Source organism: Streptomyces sp. MZ04 (assembly GCF_004684775.1).
In the GTDB taxonomy this organism is placed as follows: domain Bacteria; phylum Actinomycetota; class Actinomycetes; order Streptomycetales; family Streptomycetaceae; genus Streptomyces.
In genome coordinates, this window is the sequence record NZ_SRIC01000050.1 from 14,558 (window position 1) to 37,112 (window position 22,555).

The 22,555-nt window shown below is 71.1% G+C and carries 18 protein-coding genes; 7 read left to right on the forward strand and 11 right to left on the reverse strand.

Annotated features, from left to right (window positions below; translation table 11 throughout):
• Window positions 1-17 precede the first annotated feature (17 nt).
• Window positions 18-1,520: an amino acid permease gene (locus E2651_RS13920; protein WP_135331414.1), complete on the forward strand. Its 1,503-nt coding sequence runs from the start codon at window positions 18-20 to the stop codon at window positions 1,518-1,520.
• A gap of 83 nt (window positions 1,521-1,603) precedes the next feature.
• On the forward strand, window positions 1,604-3,106 hold the full coding sequence (locus tag E2651_RS13925) for a glycosyltransferase family 39 protein (protein WP_135331415.1): 1,503 nt from the start codon (window positions 1,604-1,606) through the stop codon (window positions 3,104-3,106).
• On the opposite strand, the gene E2651_RS13930 is transcribed toward E2651_RS13925, so the two are convergent.
• Window positions 3,082-3,480: an NTP pyrophosphohydrolase gene (locus E2651_RS13930; protein WP_135331416.1), complete on the reverse strand. Its 399-nt coding sequence runs from the start codon at window positions 3,478-3,480 to the stop codon at window positions 3,082-3,084. The two genes, E2651_RS13925 and E2651_RS13930, sit on opposite strands and share 25 nt — an antisense overlap.
• A 160-nt stretch (window positions 3,481-3,640) precedes the next feature.
• Between E2651_RS13930 and E2651_RS13935 the strand changes: the two genes are divergently transcribed.
• Window positions 3,641-4,756 carry a hypothetical protein gene (locus E2651_RS13935; RefSeq protein ID WP_245238801.1) on the forward strand — a complete coding sequence of 372 codons (1,116 nt, stop codon included), beginning with the start codon at window positions 3,641-3,643 and terminating at the stop codon, window positions 4,754-4,756.
• A 69-nt stretch (window positions 4,757-4,825) separates the two neighbouring features.
• Here the strand turns inward: E2651_RS13935 and E2651_RS13940 are convergent, their stop codons facing one another.
• The 5 genes from E2651_RS13940 to E2651_RS13960 form a co-directional block, all read right to left on the reverse strand.
• Window positions 4,826-6,982, reverse strand: coding sequence for a 3-hydroxyacyl-CoA dehydrogenase NAD-binding domain-containing protein (locus E2651_RS13940; protein WP_135331417.1), 2,157 nt, complete (start codon window positions 6,980-6,982; stop codon window positions 4,826-4,828).
• On the reverse strand, window positions 6,979-8,199 hold the full coding sequence (locus E2651_RS13945) for an acetyl-CoA C-acyltransferase (protein ID WP_135331418.1): 1,221 nt from the start codon (window positions 8,197-8,199) through the stop codon (window positions 6,979-6,981). Before E2651_RS13945 ends, E2651_RS13940 begins: the two co-directional genes overlap by 4 nt.
• Before the next feature lie 129 nt (window positions 8,200-8,328).
• Entirely contained in the window at window positions 8,329-9,594 is a 1,266-nt protein-coding gene (locus E2651_RS13950; protein WP_135331419.1) for a ribonuclease D, read from the reverse strand.
• 78 nt (window positions 9,595-9,672) lie between these two features.
• Window positions 9,673-10,335 carry a response regulator transcription factor gene (locus E2651_RS13955; RefSeq protein ID WP_030687574.1) on the reverse strand — a complete coding sequence of 221 codons (663 nt, stop codon included), beginning with the start codon at window positions 10,333-10,335 and terminating at the stop codon, window positions 9,673-9,675.
• A 249-nt stretch (window positions 10,336-10,584) separates the two neighbouring features.
• Entirely contained in the window at window positions 10,585-11,253 is a 669-nt protein-coding gene (locus E2651_RS13960; protein WP_135331420.1) for a DUF3000 domain-containing protein, read from the reverse strand.
• Between the two features lie 121 nt (window positions 11,254-11,374).
• Here E2651_RS13960 and hemE point away from each other — a divergent pair, with 121 nt between their 5' ends.
• Window positions 11,375-12,442 carry a uroporphyrinogen decarboxylase gene (hemE, locus tag E2651_RS13965; RefSeq protein WP_135331421.1) on the forward strand — a complete coding sequence of 356 codons (1,068 nt, stop codon included), beginning with the start codon at window positions 11,375-11,377 and terminating at the stop codon, window positions 12,440-12,442.
• Window positions 12,443-12,513: 71 nt separating this feature from the next.
• Here the strand turns inward: hemE and E2651_RS13970 are convergent, their stop codons facing one another.
• Window positions 12,514-13,302, reverse strand: a complete 789-nt coding sequence (locus E2651_RS13970) for an endo alpha-1,4 polygalactosaminidase (RefSeq protein WP_135331422.1) — start codon at window positions 13,300-13,302, stop codon at window positions 12,514-12,516.
• A gap of 459 nt (window positions 13,303-13,761) precedes the next feature.
• Here E2651_RS13970 and E2651_RS13975 point away from each other — a divergent pair, with 459 nt between their 5' ends.
• Window positions 13,762-14,799, forward strand: coding sequence for an amidohydrolase family protein (locus E2651_RS13975; protein WP_245238803.1), 1,038 nt, complete (start codon window positions 13,762-13,764; stop codon window positions 14,797-14,799).
• Window positions 14,800-14,843: 44 nt separating this feature from the next.
• Here E2651_RS13975 and E2651_RS13980 read toward each other — a convergent pair whose 3' ends face one another.
• Window positions 14,844-16,229, reverse strand: coding sequence for an FAD-dependent oxidoreductase (locus E2651_RS13980; RefSeq protein WP_135331424.1), 1,386 nt, complete (start codon window positions 16,227-16,229; stop codon window positions 14,844-14,846).
• Window positions 16,230-16,264: 35 nt separating this feature from the next.
• Window positions 16,265-17,266: a DUF4349 domain-containing protein gene (locus E2651_RS13985; RefSeq protein WP_135331425.1), complete on the reverse strand. Its 1,002-nt coding sequence runs from the start codon at window positions 17,264-17,266 to the stop codon at window positions 16,265-16,267.
• 150 nt (window positions 17,267-17,416) lie between these two features.
• On the opposite strand from E2651_RS13985, the gene hemG reads away from it, so the two are divergent.
• A complete protein-coding gene (gene hemG / locus E2651_RS13990; protein WP_135331426.1) occupies window positions 17,417-18,874 on the forward strand; it encodes a protoporphyrinogen oxidase in 1,458 nt (485 codons plus the stop codon).
• Between the two features lie 4 nt (window positions 18,875-18,878).
• Entirely contained in the window at window positions 18,879-19,598 is a 720-nt protein-coding gene (gene hemQ / locus E2651_RS13995) for a hydrogen peroxide-dependent heme synthase (RefSeq protein ID WP_135331427.1), read from the forward strand.
• A gap of 97 nt (window positions 19,599-19,695) precedes the next feature.
• On the opposite strand, the gene E2651_RS14000 is transcribed toward hemQ, so the two are convergent.
• A complete protein-coding gene (locus E2651_RS14000) occupies window positions 19,696-21,315 on the reverse strand; it encodes an alpha/beta hydrolase (RefSeq protein ID WP_135331428.1) in 1,620 nt (539 codons plus the stop codon).
• Between the two features lie 108 nt (window positions 21,316-21,423).
• Window positions 21,424-22,302 (reverse strand): TIGR04222 domain-containing membrane protein, encoded by an 879-nt coding sequence (locus E2651_RS14005; RefSeq protein ID WP_135331429.1) that lies wholly within the window; start codon window positions 22,300-22,302, stop codon window positions 21,424-21,426.
• Window positions 22,303-22,555: the final 253 nt, after the last annotated feature.

The following is a 22,555-nucleotide window of genomic DNA, read 5'->3' on the forward strand; positions in this document are numbered from 1 at the left end:
AGCGTGGAGGTACGCCCGTGACAAGCACCCTTTTCAGAACGAAGAGCGTCGAGCAGTCCATCCAGGACACCGAAGAGCCCGAGCATGCGCTCAAAAAGTCGCTCTCCGCCCTCGACCTCATGGTCTTCGGTGTCGGCGTCATCATCGGCACCGGCATCTTCGTCCTGACCGGCAAGGTGGCCAAGGAGAACGCGGGACCCGCGACCGCGCTGGCGTTCGTCGCCGCCGGCATCGTCTGTGCGCTTGCGGCCCTGTGCTACGCCGAGTTCGCCTCGACCGTCCCGGTGGCCGGGTCGGCGTACACCTTCGCCTACGCCTCCATCGGTGAGCTGCCCGCCTGGATCATCGGCTGGGACCTCGTCCTCGAATTCGCCCTGGGCACGGCCGTCGTCGCGGTCGGCTGGTCCGGATATGTGCGCTCCCTGATGGACAACGCGGACTGGCATCTCCCGAATGCGCTGGAAGGCCCCGATGTGCCGGGCGGCAGCTTCGACATCCTGGCCTTCCTGCTGGTCCTGGTGCTGACCGCGATCCTGGTGATCGGCATGAAGCTGTCCGCCAACATCACCGCGGTCGTCGTGGCCATCAAGGTGACGGTGGTCATGATTGTGATCATCGCGGGTCTCTTCTTCATCGTGGGTGACAACTACTCGCCGTTCATCCCCGACGCGGTGACCCCGGCGGTCGGGGTGGGCTGGGAAGACGCCCCCATGGTTCAGCTGATCTTCGGCTACGAACCCACCAACTTCGGCGTCATGGGCATCTTCACCGCGGCCTCCGTCGTCTTCTTCGCCTTCATCGGCTTCGACGTGGTGGCCACCGCCGCCGAGGAGACCAAGTTCCCGCAGCGCGACATGCCGCGCGGCATCCTCGGCTCGCTCCTCATCTGCACAGTGCTGTACGTGGCCGTCTCGCTCGTGGTCACCGGCATGCAGCACTACACCAAACTGTCCGTCAGCGCGCCCCTCGCCGAAGCCTTCAAGGCCACCGGTCACCCCTGGTACGCCGGCGCCATCAGCTTCGGTGCCGCCGTCGGCCTGACCACCGTGTGTCTGATCCTGCTGCTCGGGCAGACGCGTGTGTTCTTCGCGATGAGCCGCGACGGTCTGCTGCCGCGCTTCTTCTCCGTCACGCACCCGCGCTTCAAGACGCCTTACCGGCCGACCATCCTCCTTGGCGTCCTCATCGCCGTCATCGCGGGCTTCACCAGCATCAACGAGCTCGCGACCCTGGTGAACATCGGCACCCTCTTCGCGTTCGTCGTCGTGGCCATCGGCGTGATCGTCCTGCGCCGCACCCGCCCCGAACTGCACCGCGCCTTCCGCACCCCGCTGGTGCCGCTGGTGCCCATCCTCTCGGTGGCCGCCTCGGTGTGGCTGATGCTGAACCTGCCGGGCGAGACGTGGCTGCGGTTCGGCATCTGGATGGTGATCGGCTTCGTCGTCTACTTCCTGTACGGGCGCTCGCACAGCCGGTTGGGCAGGAGCGGGGGCGAACTCCAGGCCGACGACGCTCTGTAGCCACCGCGGTCTCGTGCCGTCAATCCACCGGCCCCGTATGTCCCGCTCTGATGGGGGCTGCGGGGCCGGATAGCGTGCACCCCATGCTCGCCGAGCCCCCCGCGTCCCTACGCTCCGTATGCACCCCCTGGGTGCCGCGCCCCCGCACGGAGCACGCACCGGCGCCCCGCCGCCCGTACTTCAGGCGCCTGCTCCCGCTCCTCGCCGCGCTGGCCTGCCTCACCCGGGTGCCCTCCTTCCGGTGGCCGCTGTGGAGCCCGGACGAGGGCTATCTCGCCGTCCAGGCAAGGATGTTGGCGGACGGCGGCGCGCTCTACGAAACGGTCGTCGACCGCAAGCCGCCGCTCGTCCCCTGGCTGTACGAAGGGGCCTTCGCGCTCTGCGGCGACGCGAGCCTGCTCCCGCTGAAGGTGCTCGCGGTCGCGGCCCAGCTCACCACCGCCGTCCTGCTTGCCCTCGTCGCCCGGCGCCGCTGGGGCGACGGGGCGGGCCGCACCGCCGGCGTGCTGTACCTCCTGATCTCCGTCGGCCTGAACCCGGAGGACGCACAGGCGGCGGCCTTCGAGGTGTTCATGCTGCCCTGTACGGCGGCCGCCCTGTGGTGCGCCGACCGGCGCCGGTGGGCCCTGGCCGGCGCCGCGGTGGCCTGCGCGTTCCTGGCCAAGCAGACCGGGGGAGCGACGCTGGTGCCGGTGGCGTGGCTGCTGTGGCGTGCGGGGGCAGGACGAAGGGACGTACTACGCCTGGGAGTTGGACTCTGCGGCCCGGTCCTCGCGGCGGCCGCCGTCACCGACCCGGCGGGATTCCTGTTCTGGACGGTGACGGGATCGGGCGCCTACGCCTCCTTCACCGGGTCCGAACTCCACGTACTCACCAGGGGTTTGACCAACGCGGCGATCCTCGCGGCGGCCTGCGCCGGGATCATCCCGCCCGTCGTACGCGTCCTGCGCATCGCGCGCACCGGCTCGGCGGAGCTGTGGATCTGGCTCGCCTCGTCGGCGGGCGCGGTCCTGGCCGGCTTCCACTTCTTCGGCCACTACTACCTCCAACTCACGCCGTCGCTGGCCCTGTTGGGCGCCGCGGCGCTCCAGATCCTGCCCCGCGAGCGCACCCTGGCGGCGGTGTCCGTGACGGCCGGGGCGTGTGCGCTTTTCCTGGCCTGGGGGATGCTGGCGCCGCGCCCCGAACTGGCGCACGCCGAGCGGATCGCCGACGAGGTACGGGCGCGCACGGCCCCGCGCGACCGGGTGCTGCTGTGGGGGATACACCCCGAGACGTACTGGCTGGCCGACCGCGACCCCGCGAGCCGGTATCTGACCGCGGGGCTCCTCACCAACTACAGCGGCGGCCGCAACGGCCCCCAGGTGGGCGAGAAGTACGCGGTTCAGGGCGCCTGGCCGGTCTTCCGCGCCGAGCTCGCGGCGGCTCCGCCCGCGCTGATCGTGGACGACTCGCGGGGCAAGCCGTTCGCCCCGGAGCGGGTGCCTTCGCTGCGCCGGGTGCTCGCGGCGGGCTACGCGCCGGTGGCGACGGTGGAGGGCGCGGTGATCTACTCCCGGGTCTACTCCCGCTCGGCGTCGGGCTGACGCACGCTGCGCGGGCCCAGGCACCGCGCGCCCAGCTCCGTCACCCTGCGGCGCAGCTCGCGATCGGCGGTGACGACGACGCAGGCCCGGTCGGCGGCCTCCCCGGCCTCTTGGGCCACGAGCTCCACGATCCGGTCGTCCCCGCTGCCGGGCGCCGAGTCGACGCGTACGCCCGGCACGGACTCCACACCGCGGGCCTGCCCCTCGACGACGAGTACGAGCTCCAGCGGGCCCGGAAGCCCGGGAAGACCCTCGTCCGCGTACGGCACCAGACGGTCCCGCAGCCGCTCGGCGGCCCCGCGCCGGTCGCGCCACCAGCCGTCGGGGACCGAGCCCACGACGTTCGCCGCGTCGACGACGAGCAGAGTTGTCATGGCGTCACCCTGGCACACCGAGGGCCCGGGCCCTGACCGGCGGCCGTGCGCGCCAAACGTAGACTTGGGGGCCGTCGGCCCCAGGGTCTGTCCGACCCGAACCCCAGGACAGCCCCGGGCCACAGCAAGCGAACGCTCGAAGGAAGGTCGGCGCCGAGTCATGCCGCAGAGGTCCGCCCCCAGGCCCGGGCGGGAGCCCGCCCACCCGGCCGGCGCCGACCGCGCCGCGACCGGTACGCCCGAGACCGGCCGGTGGCTGCTGCTCGGCAAGGACGACCGGCTCACCGCGTACGCCCGCACCGACGGGGGCCTGCTGCGCTGGACGGAGACCCGGCCCGGCGGCCCCGACTGGACGGGCCCCGACTTCTTCGACGCACCGGACGTCACCCACCTCTCCCTGGCCCAGGGCGCCGACGGGTACGTGCACTTCGTCGGCCTGCGACGGCGCCCCAAGCCGGACGGCGCGGACCCCGAGGTCGATGTCGTGCACGCCATCCAGTACCAGTCGGGGCGCCCGCTGATGGACTGGCGCTCGCTGGGCAACCCGCACACCAAGCTCGTCGAGCGGGCGCCGCACCTCGGCGCCCCCACCGCCGCCGTGGACGCCGCGGGCACGGTCCACGTCTTCGTACGGGACGCCGTGAACAGCGTCCGGCTGCGGCGCGAGGGCAAGGGCGGCAAGTGGGAGGGCTGGAAGGACTTCAAGGTCCGCCAGGTCCTCGACGGCATCGTGGCCGTCGCCACCTCGACGGGACGCGTGGAGGTCTTCGGCCCCGCCGCCGACAAGACGCTGCACTGGGCCCAGGACAAGCAGGGCGGCGAGCTCGTGCGCGGCGACGACATCCCGCTGGCCCCGGCCCCCGGCTCGGGCACGGCCCTGGAGACCGCCGAGGACGGCCTCACGTACTACGCGGCCGACGCCCGCGCCACGGGCGTCCAGGCGCACCGCCCCGACGCCGCCGCGATCCCCCTGAGCGGCACCCCCGACCCGGGCCCCACGGCCGCCCTGCGCGCGACGATCGACGGCCACGACTGCACGATCCTCGCCCACCGCACCCGTACCGGACGCCCCGCGCTCGCGGCGTTCCCCACGGAGCGGGAGGAGGCGGGCCTGTGGTGGTCCGAGACCGGCGAACCGTGCCTGGGCGCACCGGCGTTGGCGCTCGACGCCCACGGGCGGTTGGTGCTCGCGGCGATCGGCGTGGACGGCGCGCTGCACGTCGCACGCCAGAAGGCGGAGCCGGGCCTCGCCCTGGACGCGTGGACGCGGGTCTGATCTGACGCGGGAACGGCGAAGGGGCGCCCGGTCGGCAGTCGACCGGGCGCCCCTCTCACTGTTCAGGAGTTACGCGGGCACGCTGGCCACGCCCTGCTCCAGGAACCGCTTGCCGATGACCCGCTCGCTGACGCCGGCCCGGTCCAGGTACGGCGTGATGCCGCCCAGGTGGAAGGGCCAGCCCGCACCGGTGATCAGGCAGAGGTCGATGTCCTGCGCCTCGGCGACGACACCCTCGTCGAGCATGAGCCCGATCTCCTGCGCCACGGCGTCGAGCACGCGGTCACGGACCTGCTCCTCGGTCAGGACGGAGTCGCCCTGCTTCAGGAGCGCGGCGACCTCGGGGTCGAGCTCCGGCTTCCCGCTGTCGTACACGTAGAAGCCGCGCTTGCCCGCCTTGACGACGGCGGCGAGGTTCGGGGACACCGTGAAGCGCTCCGGGAAGGCGCGGTTCAGGGTCTCCGAAACGTGCAGACCGATGGCAGGACCGACCAGCTCGAGGAGAACCAGCGGCGACATCGGCAGACCGAGCGGCTCGACGGCCTTCTCGGCGACGGCGACCGGGGTGCCCTCGTCGATGACGTTCTGGATCTCGCCCATGAAGCGGGTGAGGATGCGGTTCACGACGAACGCCGGGGCGTCCTTCACGAGGACCGCGGTCTTCTTCAGCTTCTTGGCGACACCGAAGGCCGTGGCCAGCGAGGCGTCGTCGGTCTGCTCGCCGCGGACGATCTCCAGGAGCGGGAGGATCGCGACCGGGTTGAAGAAGTGGAAGCCGACGACCCGCTCGGGGTGCTTCAGCTTCGACGCCATCTCGGAGACGGACAGCGAGGAGGTGTTGGTGGCGAGGATGGCGTGCGCCGGAGCGACGGCCTCCACCTCGGCGAACACCTGCTGCTTGACGCCGATCTCCTCGAAGACGGCCTCGATGATGAAGTCCGCGTCGGAGAAGCCCTCGGCCTTGTCGAGCACACCGGAGACAAGACCCTTGAGACGGTTGGCCTTGTCCTGGTTGATCCGGCCCTTGAGGAGCAGCTTGTCGATCTCGGCGTGGACGTAGCCCACACCCTTGTCGACGCGCTCCTGGTCGATGTCGGTCAGGACGACCGGGACCTCGAGGCGGCGCAGGAAGAGCAGCGCAAGCTGCGAGGCCATCAGGCCCGCGCCGACGACGCCGACCTTGGTGACCGGACGCGCCAGGTTCTTGTCCGGGGCACCCGCAGGGCGCTTGCCGCGCTTCTGTACGAGGTTGAACGCGTAGAGCCCGCTGCGCAGTTCGCCGCCCATGATGAGGTCGGCGAGCGCGACGTCCTCCGCGTCGAAGCCCTTCTGGAGGTCGCCGTCCTTGGCGGCCTCGATGATCTCCAGGGCGCGGTAGGCGGCCGGGGCCGCACCGTGCACCTTGGAGTCGGCGATGCCGCGGCCGCGGGCGACGGCGGCGTCCCAGCCCTCGCCGCGGTCGATCTCGGGGCGCTCCACCGTGACGGTGCCGTTGAGCACGGACGACGTCCAGATCAGCGACTGCTCGAGGAAGTCGGCGCCCTCGAAGAGCGCGTCGGCGATGCCGAGCTCGAAGACCTGCTTGCCCTTGAGCTGGCGGTTCTGGTTGAGCGAGTTCTCGATGATGACCGAGACGGCCTTGTCGGCGCCGATCAGGTTCGGAAGCAGCGCACAGCCGCCCCAGCCCGGGACCAGACCGAGGAAGACCTCGGGCAGCGAGAAGGCGGGCAGCGCCTTGGAGACGGTGCGGTAGGAGCAGTGCAGACCGACCTCGACGCCACCGCCCATCGCGGCACCGTTGTAGTAGGCGAAGGTCGGCACGGCGAGCCCGGACAGACGCTTGAAGACGTCGTGCCCGCTCTTGCCGATGACGAGAGCGTCCTCGTGGCGCTTGAGGATCTCCACGCCCTTGAGGTCGGCGCCGACGGCGAAGATGAACGGCTTGCCGGTGATGCCGACGCCGACGATCGTGCCCTCGGCCGCCTCCTTCTCGACCTGGTCGATGGCGACGTTCAGGTTCGCCAGCGAGCCGGGGCCGAAGGTGGTCGGCTTGGTGTGGTCGAAGCCGTTGTCGAGCGTGATGAGCGCGAAGCGCCCGCCCGTGGCGGAGCCACCATTGGATCCCGTCGCGGGCAGGTCGAGGTGGCGTACGTGCGCCTGCGTGACGACCTCGTCCGGGAACAGCTCGGCCGCGCCCTTCAGAAGCTCAGCGGTGTCGGTGCTCACTTGCTGCCTCCGTTGAAGTTCGGGTTCTCCCAGATGACCGTGGCGCCCATGCCGAAGCCGACGCACATCGTCGTCAGGCCGTAGCGCACCTCGGGCTGCTCCTCGAACTGCCGCGCCAGCTGCGTCATCAGACGTACGCCGGAGGAGGCGAGGGGGTGGCCGTACGCGATGGCGCCGCCGTACTGGTTGACGCGCGCGTCGTCGTCGGCGATGCCGTAGTGCTCGAGGAAGGCGAGCACCTGGACGGCGAAGGCCTCATTGATCTCGAAGAGACCGATGTCGCCGATGGAGAGCCCCGCCTGGGCGAGCGCCTTCTCCGTGGCCGGGATCGGGCCGTAGCCCATGACCTCGGGCTCGACACCCGCGAAGGCGTAGGAGACGAGGCGCATCTTGACCGGGAGGTTGTTCTCGCGGGCGAAGTCCTCGGAGGCGATGATCGACGCGGTGGCGCCGTCGTTGAGGCCCGCGGCGTTGCCGGCGGTGACGCGGCCGTGCGTACGGAACGGCGTCTTCAGCCCGGCGAGGCTCTCCAGGGTGGTCCCCGGCCGCATCGGCTCGTCGGCGGTGGCAAGACCCCAACCGGTCTCGCCCGCCTCCTCGTTGGTCCGACGCACGGAGACCGGCACCAGGTCCTGCTGGATCTTGCCGTTGGCGTAGGCCTTGGCGGCCTTCTCCTGCGAGCGCACGGCGTACTCGTCGGCGCGCTGCTTGGTGATCGTGGGGTACCGGTCGTGCAGGTTCTCGGCGGTCATGCCCATGAACAGGGCGGACTCGTCGACGAGCTTCTCGCTCACGAACCGCGGGTTCGGGTCGACGCCCTCGCCCATGGGGTGGCGGCCCATGTGCTCGACACCGCCGGCGATGACGGCGTCGTACGCGCCGAAGGCGATGGAGCCGGCCGTCGCCGTCACGGCGGTGAGGGCGCCGGCACACATGCGGTCGATCGAGTAGCCCGGCACGGACTGCGGAAGCCCGGCCAGGATCCCGGCCGTGCGGCCCAGCGTCAGACCCTGGTCGCCGATCTGCGTGGTCGCGGCGATGGCGACCTCGTCGATCTGGGCGGGGTCGAGGGCCGGGTTGCGGCGCAGCAGCTCCCGGATGGCCTTCACGATGAGGTCATCGGCACGGGTCTCGTGGTAGATGCCCTTCGGGCCCGCCTTGCCGAACGGGGTGCGGACGCCATCCACGAAGACGACGTCCCTGACGGTACGAGGCACGATGGCTCTCCTCCAGGGTGCGGGTGCGCCTGCGGCGCGCTTCCGAACCCCATGCTACTTGCCGGTAACTAGACTGCCCAGTCCCGGCTCGGGGAGGCGAAGGTCACACTTGGCCCCCGCCCCGCCCGCTCAGCCGAGTGCCGTCACCAGTACCGGCGTCACCTGCGCGATCTGCCAGCGCCGCGCACCGTGTGCGGCCAGCGCCTCCGCGACGGACCCCGCGTCCACCTGAGCCGGCGGCTCCCAGCAGACCCTTCGTACCGTGTCCGGAGTGATCAGGTTCTCCTGAGGCATGTTCAGCTCCTCGGCCAGCGCCGAGACCGCCGCCCGCGCGGCGGAGAGCCGAGCCGCCGCCGCCGGGTCGCGGTCCGCCCAGGAGCGGGGCGGCGGGGGGCCCGACACGGCCTGCCCCGGCTGGGGAAGCTCGGAGTCGGGCAGGGCCTTGGCCCGGTCCACCGCGGACTGCCACTGCTCCAGCTGGCGCCGCCCCATGCGATGCCCGAAGCCCGTGAGACCGGCGAGCGCCTGCACGTTCGGCGGCAGCGAAAGCGCCGCCTCGACGATCGCGCCGTCGCTCAGCACCTTGCCCGGTGACACGTCACGCCGCTGTGCCACCTTGTCGCGCGCGGTCCACAGTTCGCGTACGACCGCCATCTGGCGACGTCGCCGCACCTTGTGCATGCCGGACGTACGACGCCAGGGGTCCTTGCGCGGGGGCGCGGGCGGCGCGGAGGCGATCGCGTCGAACTCCTCGCGGGCCCACTCCAGCTTGCCCTGCCGGTCGAGCTCCTTCTCCAGCGCGTCCCGCAGGTCCACGAGCAGCTCGACGTCCAGCGCCGCGTACCGCAGCCACGGCTCGGGCAGCGGGCGCGTCGACCAGTCGACGGCCGAGTGTCCCTTCTCCAGGACGAAGCCGAGCACCCCCTCGACCATCGCGCCGAGGCCGACCCGGGGGAATCCGGCGAGCCGCCCCGCGAGCTCCGTGTCGAAGATGCTGGTCGGGATCATGCCTATTTCGCGGAGGCAGGGCAGGTCCTGCGTGGCCGCGTGCAGGACCCATTCCGTGCCGGAGATCGCCTCGCCGAGGCCCGAGAGGTCGGGGCAGGCGACGGGGTCGATCAGCGTGCTGCCCGCGCCTTCGCGGCGCAGCTGCACGAGGTAGGCGCGCTGGCCGTACCGGTAGCCGGACGCGCGTTCGGCGTCCACGGCCACGGGGCCACTTCCTGCCGCGAACGCGGCGATCACCTCGGCGAGGGCGGTCTCGTCGGCGACCACCGGAGGGATGCCATCACGCGGCTCGTCCAATGGGATCGGCGCCGATTCGACGTCGTCCGGAGGGCCGCCTCCGGTGGTTCGCAGTGAGCTGTCTGCTGCGGTCTCTTGGGCGTCGGTCACCTGTCAAGGGTATCTGTGTATGCACAGCACCCGTCGACGGAACGTTCCGTCGACGGGTGTGCGAGGGGTGTAAATGAGTCAGTGGATGATTCCAGTGCGCAGGGCCACCGCTACCATCCCGGCCCGGTCACCCGTGCCGAGCTTGCGCGCGATACGGGCGAGGTGACTCTTCACGGTCAGGGCGGAGAGCCCCATCGAGACGCCGATGGCCTTGTTCGACTGGCCCTCGGCGACGAGGCGGAGCACCTCGACCTCGCGGCCGGACAGCTCGCGGTAGCCGCCGGGGTGGCTCGGGGCGCCCGGCGGGCGGCGGTGCATTCGGGCGGCGGCCGAGCCGATGGGCGCGGCGCCGGGACGGGTGGGGAGACCGACATTGGTGCGGGTACCGGTGACGACATAGCCCTTCACGCCGCCCGCGAGGGCGTTGCGTACGGCACCGATGTCGTCGGCGGCGGAGAGCGCGAGGCCGTTGGGCCAGCCCGCCGCGCGGGTTTCGGAGAGGAGCGTCAGGCCGGAGCCGTCGGGGAGGTGGACGTCTGCGACGCAGATGTCACGGGGGTTGCCGATGCGGGGACGAGCCTCCGCGATCGACGAGGCCTCGATCACGTCGCGTACACCGAGCGCCCACAGGTGGCGGGTGACGGTGGAGCGGACACGTGGGTCGGCCACGACGACCATGGCGGTCGGCTTGTTCGGGCGGTAGGCGACCAGGCTTGCGGGCTGCTCGAGGAGAACGGACACCAGGCCTCCTGGGGTGCGGGACGGAACCGGCTCGGGGATGAAGCCGGGACGTACCGTGCTTTCAAGGTCACCCACCTCTTCGGCACCAAACCCGCCCGCCTTTAGAGAATGATCACGATTTGGTGAGTAACAATTCGGACCATTCGGACACATGATCGATCATCCGAAGATCAACCCGAATCGGAGTCGCTCAGAAACGATCCCGCAGGTGTCGGGGCGTCACCCGGACGCCTGTGCGGGCATCTCCGGTCACGGACTCTGCGGTCCCCGCCGCTGCGGCAGCGACACCACGGAACCGTCGCCTCCCTGCCCGGCCGGCGGCAGTCCCGCCACCTGGCAGAGCAGATCGCACCACGCCGCGAGATGCGCCGCCGTGTCCGGCACCCCGCCGGAGCCCTCGCCCGGCGACGGAGTCCAGGAAGCCCGGATCTCGATCTGCGACGCGGGCGGGCGCTCGGAGAGTCCGCCGAAGTAGTGCGACCCGGCGCGCGTGACCGTGCCGCTCGGCGCCCCGCACACCAGACCGCGCGCCTGCAGCGCGCCCGTCAGCCACGACCAGCACACCTCGGGAAGCAACGGGTCCGCCGCCATCTCCGGTTCCAGCTCCGCGCGCACCAGCGTGACGAGGCGGAACGTGCCGTGCCAGGCGTCGTGCCCCGCCGGGTCGTGCAGCAGCACCAGGCGGCCGTCCGCCAGGTCGTCTTCGCCGTCGACCACCGCCGCCTCCAGCGCGTACGCGTACGGGGCGAGGCGCTGCGGAGGCCGCGTCGGGTCGATCTCGATCTCAGGCCGAAGCCGTGCCCCGCGCAGTGCGTCCACCGCCGCGCGGAAGGGCAACGGAGCCGATTCCGCCACCTTCCCCTCCGTACTTTCCATCTCGCCAGCGCCGTCCGACCGTTGTCCCTGAGCCGCAGCCATGCGGGGAAGATTAAGGGGAACCGCCGCTTCGCGCAGGGAGGAACACCCCTGAGAGGGGGCTCGGTCAAGCCAGGGTGTCCCTCGGGACAGGGGGTGAACGGGCCCGTGCGAGACTTTCCGCGTGAGTGCCAACAACAGCCCCGCGGGCCAGCAGAACGCAGCGACGTACGACTCCGCCTTCATGAAGGCCTGCAGGCGCGAGCCCGTGCCGCACACGCCGGTCTGGTTCATGCGGCAGGCCGGGCGCTCACTTCCCGAGTACCGCAAGGTGCGCGAGGGCACGGCCATGCTGGAGTCCTGCATGATGCCGGAGCTCGTCACGGAGATCACGCTGCAGCCGGTGCGCCGCCACAAGGTCGACGCCGCGATCTACTTCAGCGACATCGTCGTACCCCTCAAGGCCATCGGCATCGACCTCGACATCAAGCCCGGCATCGGCCCGGTCGTCGCCAGCCCCATCCGCTCGCGCGCCGACCTCGCGCAGCTGCGGGATCTGACGCCCGAGGACGTCCACTACGTCACCGAGGCGATCGGGATGCTGACGGGTGAGCTCGGGTCGACGCCGCTCATCGGGTTCGCCGGTGCGCCTTTCACTCTCGCGAGTTACCTGGTCGAGGGCGGTCCGAGCCGTAACCACGAGCACACCAAGGCGCTCATGTACGGCGACCCGGAGCTGTGGGCCGAGCTGCTCGACCGGCTCGCGGAGATCACCGGGGCCTTCCTGAAGGTGCAGATCGAGGCGGGCGCGAGCGCCGTGCAGCTCTTCGACTCGTGGGTGGGCGCGCTCGCTCCCGCCGACTACCGGCGCTCCGTGATGCCCGCGTCGAAGAAGGTGTTCGACGCGGTGGCCTCGTACGGCGTGCCCCGCATCCACTTCGGTGTCGGTACGGGCGAGCTGCTCGGCCTGATGGGAGAGGCGGGCGCCGACGTGGTGGGCGCCGACTGGCGGGTGCCCATGGACGAGGCGGCCCGGCGGGTCGGCCCCGGCAAGGCGCTGCAGGGCAACCTCGACCCGGCGGTCCTCTTCTCCACGCGCGAGGCGGTCGAGGCCAAGACGGACGAGGTGCTCGCCGCCGCTTCCGGGCTCGAGGGACACATCTTCAACCTCGGGCACGGAGTCCTGCCGTCCACGGACCCGGACGCGTTGACGCGGCTCGTGGAGCACGTCCACACGCGTACGGCCGTGTGAAGGACTGGCGTCTGAAAGATGTCTGAAAAGGGTCCCTGTCCGATCGGGCAGGGACCCCTTTTTGTCAGAGGTCAGCAAGGCCTGCGCCACACGTCCAGGTCCAGCTTCTTCCGCATGGAGGAAAGCCCGAGTCGGCGCGTGCCGTCGCAGAACTCCTCGTTGGGCACGGCGTACTCGACGTGAAGGACCGCCTTGCCCGCCTTCACGAACGGGGTGAGCGCGGCGCATTCCCCGTACTGGGCGCATTCCTCGTTGACGGCGAAGTCGAAGTCGTCGACGAGCCGGGGGATCTGCGGCAGGTCGTTCTTCAGGCCCACGGACAGGCCGCGGTCGTGCGCGAGGCGGGCGATCATCCGGTTGAAGGCCAGCTGGTGGCGGGCGGTCAGCGGGAATCCGGTGCGGTTCAGATAGCCGTCGAGGAGGTCCGGCTCGACGGCGTCGAAGCCCTTGCGGCGGCACATGTCGAAGCGCGCCGCCAGCAGCGGGCGCAGCACATCGAGACGGCGGATGTCGAGCCAGCGCTCCCCTTTCCAGCCGTTGGGACGGCCGAGGACCGAGGCGGGGAAGTCGCCCCTGTCGGGGCGGAAGGACTCCCAGGCACCGGCGTTGACGTAACAGATGACGCGGCGCCCGTCCCTGTGCAGCCGGGCCACGTCGGACGCGCGGTTCTCGAAGCCGTCGATGTCGTAGACGGGCACGTCCACGCGCGGATCGACGCGGCCGTCGAGCTGCCACTGCCAGGCGGTGCCGGGACGCGGCCGCCAGGGTGCCGGGTCCGCTTCGTCCCGCGCGGCCGATGAGCAGCCGGAGAGGAGGAGGACGGCGGCAAGGAGTGGGGCGAGGGCACGGCAGCGGTTCATGGCGCGCCTCCGATCCCGGCCACCGACGGCACGGTCACACGTAGCAGTGTGGGCGAGGGCACGGCAGCGGTTCATGGCGCGCCTCCGATCCCGGCCACCGACGGCACGGTCACACGTAGCAGTGTGTGTCCGTGCCGCTCTGACGCGTCACATAATGCGGCCCGATTGAGTGGGCGCGAATCAGGGCGCACTTGCTCTCCGCGGGGGCCGTGTCACTTTCGGATGGCACCCCGACGGGTCGGGGCCGTAGCCCGTTGCGGTTACATCTGATGATCTTCTCGGTGGGGTGCGGCCGCCCCACTGAGGAGCAGCCACATAATCCCCTTCGTCTCTGATCAACTCCGGCCACGGCTACCAGCCGGGCCGCAGACGGCAAAGGGAGTTCTCCACGTGCATCAGGTCGGAAGAAGAGTCGGAAGAAGAGTCGGAAGAAGATCTGTCGTCGCCGGAACCGCATGGGTGGCAGCGGCTGTCGTGCTGTGGCCGTCCGCCGGATCCGCTGCCGCCGACGGCCGCTGCTTCGATCGCCAGAAGCAGCCGTACACCTCCGTGGTCGACGGCCACCTGCACTTCCGCCCCTTCGGCGGCCAAGCCGTCCCGTTCAACGAGATGGTCGGCTACCTGAAGAAGAGCGGTGTTCGGCATGCGAGCGTCTTCGGGATCGGGCAGAAGCTGCCGGTGGACTCCTCCTGCACCTACTACCTGGACTGCCCCGGCACCCCCGTTCTGCCCAGCCTCAAGAACGACATGGTCAACGCCGAGAACCTCGTGGAGTTCAAGCCGAAGGACGTCGACCTGGCCCTGTCCATGACGTTTCCGGACCTGGCCAACCCGACGACCGTCCCTGCCGGAATGCGCCTGCTGGACAAGGAGTTCCCCGGCATGTTCCGGTGGATGGGCGAGGTCAACCTGATCAAACAGGCCATCCTGCCCAACCACCACGAGCCGGCGGACGCCAGGGACATCAGGCAGTGGGCACCCTTTATGAAGGAACTACGGAAACGCGGAATTCCGCTCACGATCCACTCGGACCTCGGCAACAACCAGCGCCCGACGCAGTACCTCCATCTGATGGAGGAAGTTCTTGAGCGCTACCCGCACAACAAGATCGTCTGGGCGCACATGGGGCTGTCGAAGGAACTGACCACGATGGAGCCCGACCGGCATATCCAGATCATGAAGCGGCTCCTGGACCGCTACCCCGGCCTCACCCTCGATCTCAGCTGGCGCGTCCTCGAGGATGTCTACTTCAGCAAGAGCGGAGTCCGGAAGAAGTATGCGGACTTCCTCGACGCCTACCCCACCAGAGCAATCCCCGGCACCGACTTCGTCGCCTCACGCAGCAAGAACTACGAGATCTACAAGAAGGAGCTCGAAGTAACGAGCCGGATCAACAAATCCCTCGACGACGGGGCATTCCGCAACATCGCCCTCGGACAGAACTACTTCGATCTACTGGGGATCAAGGAGACAGCTCCGCACATCTGCAAGGCGTGACGGGTAAGGCCGGAAAGCAGGGGTAGCCCCCTTCGGGGCGCCCCCTAGACCCCCCTCGCCCGCACCGCCGCCACCGCCTTGCGTGCCGCCACCAGGATCGGGTCCCACACCGGTGAGAACGGTGGGGCGTAACCGAGGTCCAGTGCGGTCATCTGTTCCGCCGTCATCCGTGCCGTCAGGGCCACCGCGGCGATGTCCACGCGCTTGGCGGCGCCCTCGCGGCCCACGATCTGGACGCCGAGCAGCCGGCCCGTGCCGCGCTCGGCGAGCATCTTCACCGTCATCAGGGCGGCGCCGGGGTAGTAGCCCGCGCGGCTCGTCGACTCGATGGTCACCGTCACGTACCGCAGGCCCGCGGACCGCGCCTCCTTCTCGCGCAGGCCCGTGCGCGCGATCTCCAGGTCGCAGACCTTGCTGACCGCCGTGCCGACGACACCGGGGAAGGTCGCGTAACCGCCGCCCACGTTCGAGCCGATGACCTGGCCGTGCTTGTTGGCGTGCGTGCCGAGCGCGATATGGCGTTCGCGGCCCGAGACCAGGTCGAGCACCTCCACGCAGTCGCCGCCCGCCCAGATGTCGTCGTGGCCGCGTACGCGCATCGCGAGATCCGTGAGCAGCCCGCCGTGCTCGCCGAGGGGCAGTCCCGCCGCGCGGGCGAGTTCCGTCTCGGGGCGCACGCCGATGCCGAGCACCACCACGTCCGCCGGATACTCGGCGTCCTCCGTGGCCACCGCCCTGACCCGGCCGTCCTCACCGGTGAGGATCTTGGTGACCTCGGAGCCGTTCACCATCTCGATGCCCATCCCCGACATCGCGTCGTGGACCAGGCGGCCCATGTCCGGGTCGAGCGTCGACATCGGCTCGGCGCCGCGGTTGACGACCGTGACCTCGTAGCGGCGCTGGATCAGCGCCTCGGCCATCTCGACGCCGATGTAGCCCGCGCCGATGACGACCGCTCTGCGGCCCGGTGTGTCGGCGAGCGTGTCCAGGAGCGCCTGGCCGTCGTCGAGGGTCTGCACGCCGTGCACGCCCGGGGCGTCGATGCCGGGCAGCGAAGGGCGGACCGGACGGGCGCCGGTGCCGATCACGAGTTTGTCGTACGCCGTCCAGTCCTCGGCCCCGGATTCGAGGTCCCGGCTGCGCACGCGGCGGCCCGCCGGATCGATCTCCACGACCTCCGTACGCATCCGCAGGTCGATGTCGCGCGCCCGGTGCTCCTCGGGCGTGCGCGCGATCAGCTCGTCCCGCGAGGGGACGTCGCCGCCCACCCAGTAGGGGATGCCGCAGGCCGAGTACGAGGTGAAGTGGCCGCGCTCGAAGGCGACGATCTCCAGCTCGTCCGGTCCCTTGAGCCTGCGTGCCTGCGATGCGGCGGACATACCCGCCGCGTCGCCCCCGATGACCACCAGTCGCTCTCTCGCGCTACTCATACGGACACGCTACGGCGCGGCGGCAGTTGGCGTGCTCAGTCGTCGTCGCCCTCGCGCGCCGGAGGCGCGGCAGGGGCCGGTACCTGAGCGGGCGCCGCAGCCGGACCCGTCGGCGGACCCGCCGGAGCCACGGCGGTCCTGCGGGACAGCAGCCGCCGCACAAACCGCTGCCAGAGCACGATCAGGAGCGCCGCCACCGCCGCGAACGGCAGGATCGCGCCGAGGGCGACCGCCAGCCAGCGCAGCATCGTCACGAAGGCGTTCCAGCCGCCGGACAGCGCGTCCACGAAGGTCGGATCGTCGTCGTCCGCGTCCGCCTTCTGCACCGCCGTCTCGCTGAGCGACAGCGTGATCGTCGACATGCTCGTACGGTCCTTCAGCGAGGACTGCTGGGCGAGCAGCGCCTCCAGTTCGGACTGCCGGGAGCTCAACTCCCCTTCCAGGGTGACGACATCGCTCAGTTTCGTCGCCTTGTCCATCAGCTCCCGCACTCGCGCCACGCTGGCCCGCTGCGACTTGATGCGGCTCTCGACGTCGACGACCTGGTCGGTGACGTCCTGCGCCTTGGCCTTGCGCTCGATCAACTTGCCCGTCCCCTCGAGGGACTTGATGACCTCCTCGTACCGGTCCTGCGGAACCCGCAGCACGATCCGCGAGCGCTCGTGGCCGCGCCCGTCACGGTCCGTCGTCTCGTCGCCGACGACCCCGCCCGCGTCCATGGCCGCCGCCCGCGCCTCGTCCAGCGCCTTCGGCACGTCCTTGACGCGGACGGTCAGGGACGCGGTGCGGATGATGTGCGTGCCGGTGAGCTTCGGCGGCTTCTTCGCGCCGGACTTGTCCGCCTGGCCGCCGCCCACGCCACGCTCGTCGGACGAGCCCTTGTCGTCCCTCGCGGCGCTGCCCGCCGCCTTGTCGCTGTCGCCGCTGTCGCCGCTGTCGCCGCCCGCGCTGCACCCCGCGAGGGCGAGGGCGGCCGCGAGCAGGACGGCCGAGAAGGCCCGGACCGAGCGGTGCCTGGACGTGCTGGACGCGTTCATCCCGACGTACCCCCGAGGATCGTGGTGGTTGTTGCTCCTTTGACTGCTCCTTTGACTGCTCCTTTGACGCCGGAGAGGTGCGGAACGATGGTTGCCGACAGGTCCCGATGGGGTCACGGTCGGGACTCGCGCTGCTCGTAGAGTGGAGGCATGCGCGAAACGGACACACGTACGGGTACGGGTCATGTCGTGGTCATCGGCGGTGGGATCGCCGGCCTTGCCGCCGCCCATCGACTGCTCGGCGGCGGAGCCCGGGTGACCGTCCTGGAGGCCTCCGACCGGCTCGGCGGCAAGCTGCTCCCCGGCGAGATCGCGGGCGTCCGCGTCGACCTCGGCGCCGAGTCGATGCTCGCCCGCCGCCCCGAGGCCGTGGCCCTCGCCCGCGAGGTCGGCCTCACCGACCGGCTGCAGCCGCCCGCCACCGCGACCGCCGCGATCTGGACCCGCGGCGCCCTGCGCCCGATGCCCAAGGGCCACGTCATGGGCGTGCCCGGCGACGCGTCGGCCCTCTCCGGAGTGCTCTCCGACGAAGGTCTTCACCGCATCGAGGAGGACCGCGAGCTGCCGGCCACCGAGGTCGGCGACGACATCGCGGTCGGCGAGTACGTCGCCGCGCGGCTCGGCCGCGAGGTCGTCGACCGCCTGGTGGAGCCGCTCCTGGGCGGGGTGTACGCCGGTGACGCCTATCGCATCTCGATGCGCTCGGCCGTGCCGCAGCTCTTCGAGGCCGCCCGCAACCACGCCTCGCTCACCGAGGGCGTACGCGAGATCCAGGCCCGCGCCGCGAAGAACCAGCAGACCGGACCCGTCTTCATGGGCATCGAGGGCGGTGTCGGCCAACTGCCGCTCGCCGTCGCGGAGTCGGTACGCGCGCGTGGCGGTGTCATCCACACCGGAGCCTCGGTCACCGAGCTGAAGCGCACCGCTCAGGGCTGGCGGGTCAGCACCGAGAAGAGCGTCATCGACGCCGACTCCGTAGTGGTCGCCGTGCCCGCGTACGCCGCCGCCGCGCTCCTGGGCGTCGAGGCGCCCGCGGCCGCCGCCGAGCTCGCCACCGTCGAGTACGCCTCCATGGCCCTGATGACCCTCGCCTACCGCCGCAGCGAAATCGACCTCCCCGAAGGCAGCGGTTTTCTCGTGCCGCCCATCGACGGGCACACCATCAAGGCGTCGACGTTCGCCTCACGCAAGTGGGGCTGGATCGCCGAGGAGGACCCTGACCTGCTGGTTCTGCGTACTTCGGTGGGCCGCTACAGGGAGAGCGCGATCCTGGAGCGGGACGACGCGGACCTCCTGGCCCTCTCCCGGCGCGATCTGCGCGCGGCCACCGGCCTGGACGCCGAGCCCGTCGCCACCCGCGTCACGCGCTGGCACGACGGCCTCCCGCAGTACCCCGTCGGCCACCACGCGCGCGTGGCCCGTATCCGCGAGCACGTGAGCAAGCTGCCGGGCCTGGCCGTGTGCGGAGCCGCGTACGACGGTGTGGGCATCCCCGCGTGCATCGCGAGCGCGTACGCGGCCGTGGACCAGCTGGGCGGCGACCTGGCCGGTGTGGACGAGCTCACGAGCAACCCGGTGCAGAGTCTGCACGGCGGCGGAGGAGAATAGAGACATGAGTGACGACGCCCCCGCCAAGAGCCCGAACGCCGGCAAGAAGGCCAAGGACCTCAACGAGGTCATCCGCTACACGCTGTGGTCCGTCTTCAAGCTGCGCGACGTCCTTCCCGACGACCGCGTCGGCTTCGCCGACGAGGTCCAGGAGCTGTTCGACCAGCTCGACGCCAAGGACATCACCGTCCGCGGCATGTACGACGTGTCGGGGCTCCGTGCCGACGCCGACGTCATGATCTGGTGGCACGCGGAGACGAGCGACGAGCTCCAGGAGGCCTACAACCTCTTCCGCCGCACCATGCTTGGCCGCGCCCTGGAGCCGGTCTGGTCGAACATGGCGCTGCACCGCCCCGCCGAGTTCAACAAGTCGCACATCCCGGCCTTCCTGGCCGACGAGACGCCGCGCAACTACATCAGCGTCTACCCCTTCGTGCGCTCCTACGACTGGTACCTGCTGCCCGACGAGGACCGCCGCCGCATGCTCGCCGACCACGGCAAGATGGCCCGTGGCTACCCCGACGTGCGCGCCAACACCGTCGCCTCGTTCTCGCTCGGCGACTACGAGTGGATGCTGGCCTTCGAGGCCGACGAGCTGTACCGCATCGTCGACCTGATGCGGCACCTGCGCGCCTCCGAGGCCCGGATGCACGTCCGCGAAGAGGTCCCGTTCTTCACCGGCCGCCGCAAGTCCGTGGCGGACCTGGTGGCGGGTCTCGCGTAAGCGCCACCGCCACCTCAAGGAGGGCCCGCACTGAAGCGCGCCCGCGACCAGCACCCACCGGGCCCGCAGGTCCATCACCGCACGTCCAGCGGAGCGCTCAGCGCTCTCGGGGGAGAGCCGCCGCCCGCGTGCCGGACAGCGGCTGGGGCTCCTTGTGCGGTGCGCACGCCGCGCGCCGCACAGGAAGCCTGCCCTCCAGGAGATACGCCTCCAGGTGGCCGTTGACGCACTGGTTGGGGCCGCCCGCGATGCCGTGCGTGCCGGACTCCCGCTCGGTCACCAGGACCGAACCCTTCAGCCTGCGATTGAGCTCCTCAGCGCCCTCGTACGGCGTCGCCGCGTCGCGCTCGGCTTGCAGGATCAGCGTCGGGGGCAGCTCGCCCTCGCTCGTGCGGACGTCCACGGGACGCTGCCGGGGCGCGGGCCAGTAGGCGCACGGCAGGTTCATCCAGGCGTTGTCCCAGGTCTCGAAGGGCGCGAGGCGCGCGATCCGTGAGTTGTCGCGGTTCCACGTCTTGAAGTCCGTCGGCCAGGCCGCGTCGTTGCACTCGACCGCGCTGTAGACCGCGTTGCCGTTCTCCTGCTCCTTGGCCGCCTTCGGCTCGGGCGAGGCCTGCTCGATCAGCGGCTTCGGGTCGCCCTTCACGTATGCCGAGAGAGCCGACGCGCGCGAAGGCCAGTAGTCGTCGTAGTACCCGGCCTGGAGATACGACGACTGCAGCTGGCCGGGGCCGACCTTGCCGCCCGCGGGCTTGCGCGCCAGCTCGTCGCGCACCTTCTCGTAGCTCCTGAGGACCGCGTCGGACGTCTTGCCCAGGTGGTACGTCTTGTCGTGCTTGGCCACCCACCCACGGAAGTCGGCCCAGCGCTGTTCGAACGCCACGGACTGGTCGAGGTTGTTGTGGTACCAGATCTGCGCCGGGTCGGGGTTCACCGCCGAGTCGAACACCATGCGGCGTACGTGCGACGGGAAGAGCGAGGCGTAGACGGCGCCGAAGTAGGTGCCGTACGAGGCGCCCATGAACGTCAGCTTCCGCTCGCCGAGCGCCGCCCGAAGGACGTCCAGGTCACGGGCGTTGTTCAGGCTGTTGAAGTGCTGCAGGCCCGCCCCGGAGCGCTTGGCGCAGCCGCGCGCGTACGCCTTCGCCTCCGCCACGCGCTTCAGTTTGTACGCGGTGTCCGGGCTGGCCGGCGACTGGGTCGGCGCCTTCACGTGCTCCTTGGGGTCCTGGCAGGAGATCGGGGCCGAGCGGCCGACACCGCGCGGGGCGTAGCCGACGAGGTCGTACGCGGCGGCGATGCGCTTCCACTCGGGCATGATCCCGACGAGCGGGAAGTACATGCCGGACGCGCCGGGGCCGCCGGGGTTGAAGACGAGCGCGCCCTGGCGTTTGACGGCCTTGCCGCGCTTGCCCGCGGCCTTCTTCGTGGCCTTGACGCGGCTGACGGTCAGCTTGATCTGCTTGCCGCCCGGCTCGGCGTAGTCGAGCGGCACCTTCACGGTGCCGCAGCGGACGGACGGGGGCAGGCCCTCCGCCCGGGCACAGGCGCCGAAGCGGATGCCGGCCGCTTGCGCGCGCTGGGCGGCGACGATGGTGCCGTACGCCTGGGGGTAGGGCGAGGTGTCGGTCGCGGACGCGCTTCCCGCGGGGGCGGCGACGAGTGCGGTCAGGACCAAGGATCCGGCGGTTCCGTAGAGGGCGGCTGCTGCTCTCATCGCTCTCCATCCCTTCATTCGGCCGTGTGTTGCTCGAACAAAAGGGATGATTCGTTCGGTAATGGGCGAAGTAAAGCACCGCCCTGCCGGTGTCGGCTCATTGCCCCGTCATTGCCCCCGATGCGCCGTATCCCGGTGCGTGAAGGCGGCGCGCAGGTCCGGGTCCGCGAGGGCGCGGGTGCCGCGCACGGCGACGGCGGTGAGATCGGAGCCGCCGCGGGCCGGGAGCGCGCTCAGGAGCAGCTGCCCGGCGGGCGAGGCCCAGCGGGGACAGGGGTGGATCTCGAAGCGGGCGACGGCCAGACAGGCCAGGTCGACGACCAGGGGCAGCGCGAACCAGAGCGCGATGTGTACGTCGCCGGGCGTCCGCGCGGCCGCGTCCTGGGCGGGCATCAGCAGCGCCGTGGCGCCGAGGGCTACCACCGCCGCGGCGGTCGCCCGCACCTGCCGGACCGCTCCCGCGACCCCCGACCAGGTGCCGTCCGGCAGCGCGAGCCCCGCCGCGACGAGACGGTCGGCGAGCGCGCGCATCGCGTCGGTGCCGGCCGCGGCACGCCGCACTGGCGCTATCGGCGACTGTCCCGCGGGCCCTATCGCGCCGAGGACGCAACGCTCCATGTCGTCACCGCCCACCGGGTCGACCACCGTCGCCCAGCCGGTGCGGGCGAGCAGCAGCCGGCGGGCGCGGGCCATCGACACCAGGGTGAGGTCGGCGACGCGCGCCGGGCCGCCGGACAGGAACGCGGCCTCGTACAGCGTCAGTTCATGACGGTGCTCCGGGGCCGCGCCGCCCGGGGCCGCGCCGCCCGGGGCCGCGCCGCCCGGGGCCGCGCCGCCCGGGGCCGCGCCGCCCGGGGCCGCGCCGCCCGGGGCCGCGCCGCCCGGGGCCGCGCCGCCCGGGGCTGCGCGGTACGCGGCGAGGCAGAGCCGGGCGCAGGACAGGCCCGTCGCGACGCAGGCGAGGAGAAGCAGGGGGAGCCAGAACATGCGGGTGTTCTATGCGAGGGGGCGGGGCCGGCGCCACGGCTTATTCAGCATGCGGACGGGAGGTCGCCGGTGGGTAACGCTCCGCTTCAGTGCGGGCTAGCCCTTGCCGCGGCTCTCCGGCTTGTCTCCCTTCTTCTCTTCCTTGGGCTTGGTGGACTCCTTGGGCTTGTGGGGCGGCTCGGTCCTCGTCGGCTTGGGCCGGGACGCCGGTGGCGGCAGCGGGAACGTGGGGGAGGGGGAGACCGGGGTCGCC

Bases quoted from the DNA above. Each gene is read 5' to 3' on its own strand.
- E2651_RS14000 (WP_135331428.1), bottom strand. From the start codon at position 21,315: ATGAGAGCAGCAGCCGCCCTCTACGGAACCGCCGGATCCTTGGTCCTG.
- E2651_RS13935 (WP_245238801.1), top strand. From the start codon at position 3,641: ATGCCGCAGAGGTCCGCCCCCAGGCCCGGGCGGGAGCCCGCCCACCCG.
- E2651_RS14005 (WP_135331429.1), bottom strand. From the start codon at position 22,302: ATGTTCTGGCTCCCCCTGCTTCTCCTCGCCTGCGTCGCGACGGGCCTG.
- E2651_RS13970 (WP_135331422.1), bottom strand. From the start codon at position 13,302: ATGAACCGCTGCCGTGCCCTCGCCCCACTCCTTGCCGCCGTCCTCCTC.
- E2651_RS13925 (WP_135331415.1), top strand. From the start codon at position 1,604: ATGCTCGCCGAGCCCCCCGCGTCCCTACGCTCCGTATGCACCCCCTGG.
- E2651_RS13930 (WP_135331416.1), bottom strand. From the start codon at position 3,480: ATGACAACTCTGCTCGTCGTCGACGCGGCGAACGTCGTGGGCTCGGTC.
- E2651_RS13980 (WP_135331424.1), bottom strand. From the start codon at position 16,229: ATGAGTAGCGCGAGAGAGCGACTGGTGGTCATCGGGGGCGACGCGGCG.
- hemQ (WP_135331427.1), top strand. From the start codon at position 18,879: ATGAGTGACGACGCCCCCGCCAAGAGCCCGAACGCCGGCAAGAAGGCC.
- E2651_RS13985 (WP_135331425.1), bottom strand. From the start codon at position 17,266: ATGAACGCGTCCAGCACGTCCAGGCACCGCTCGGTCCGGGCCTTCTCG.
- E2651_RS13960 (WP_135331420.1), bottom strand. From the start codon at position 11,253: ATGGCTGCGGCTCAGGGACAACGGTCGGACGGCGCTGGCGAGATGGAA.
- hemG (WP_135331426.1), top strand. From the start codon at position 17,417: ATGCGCGAAACGGACACACGTACGGGTACGGGTCATGTCGTGGTCATC.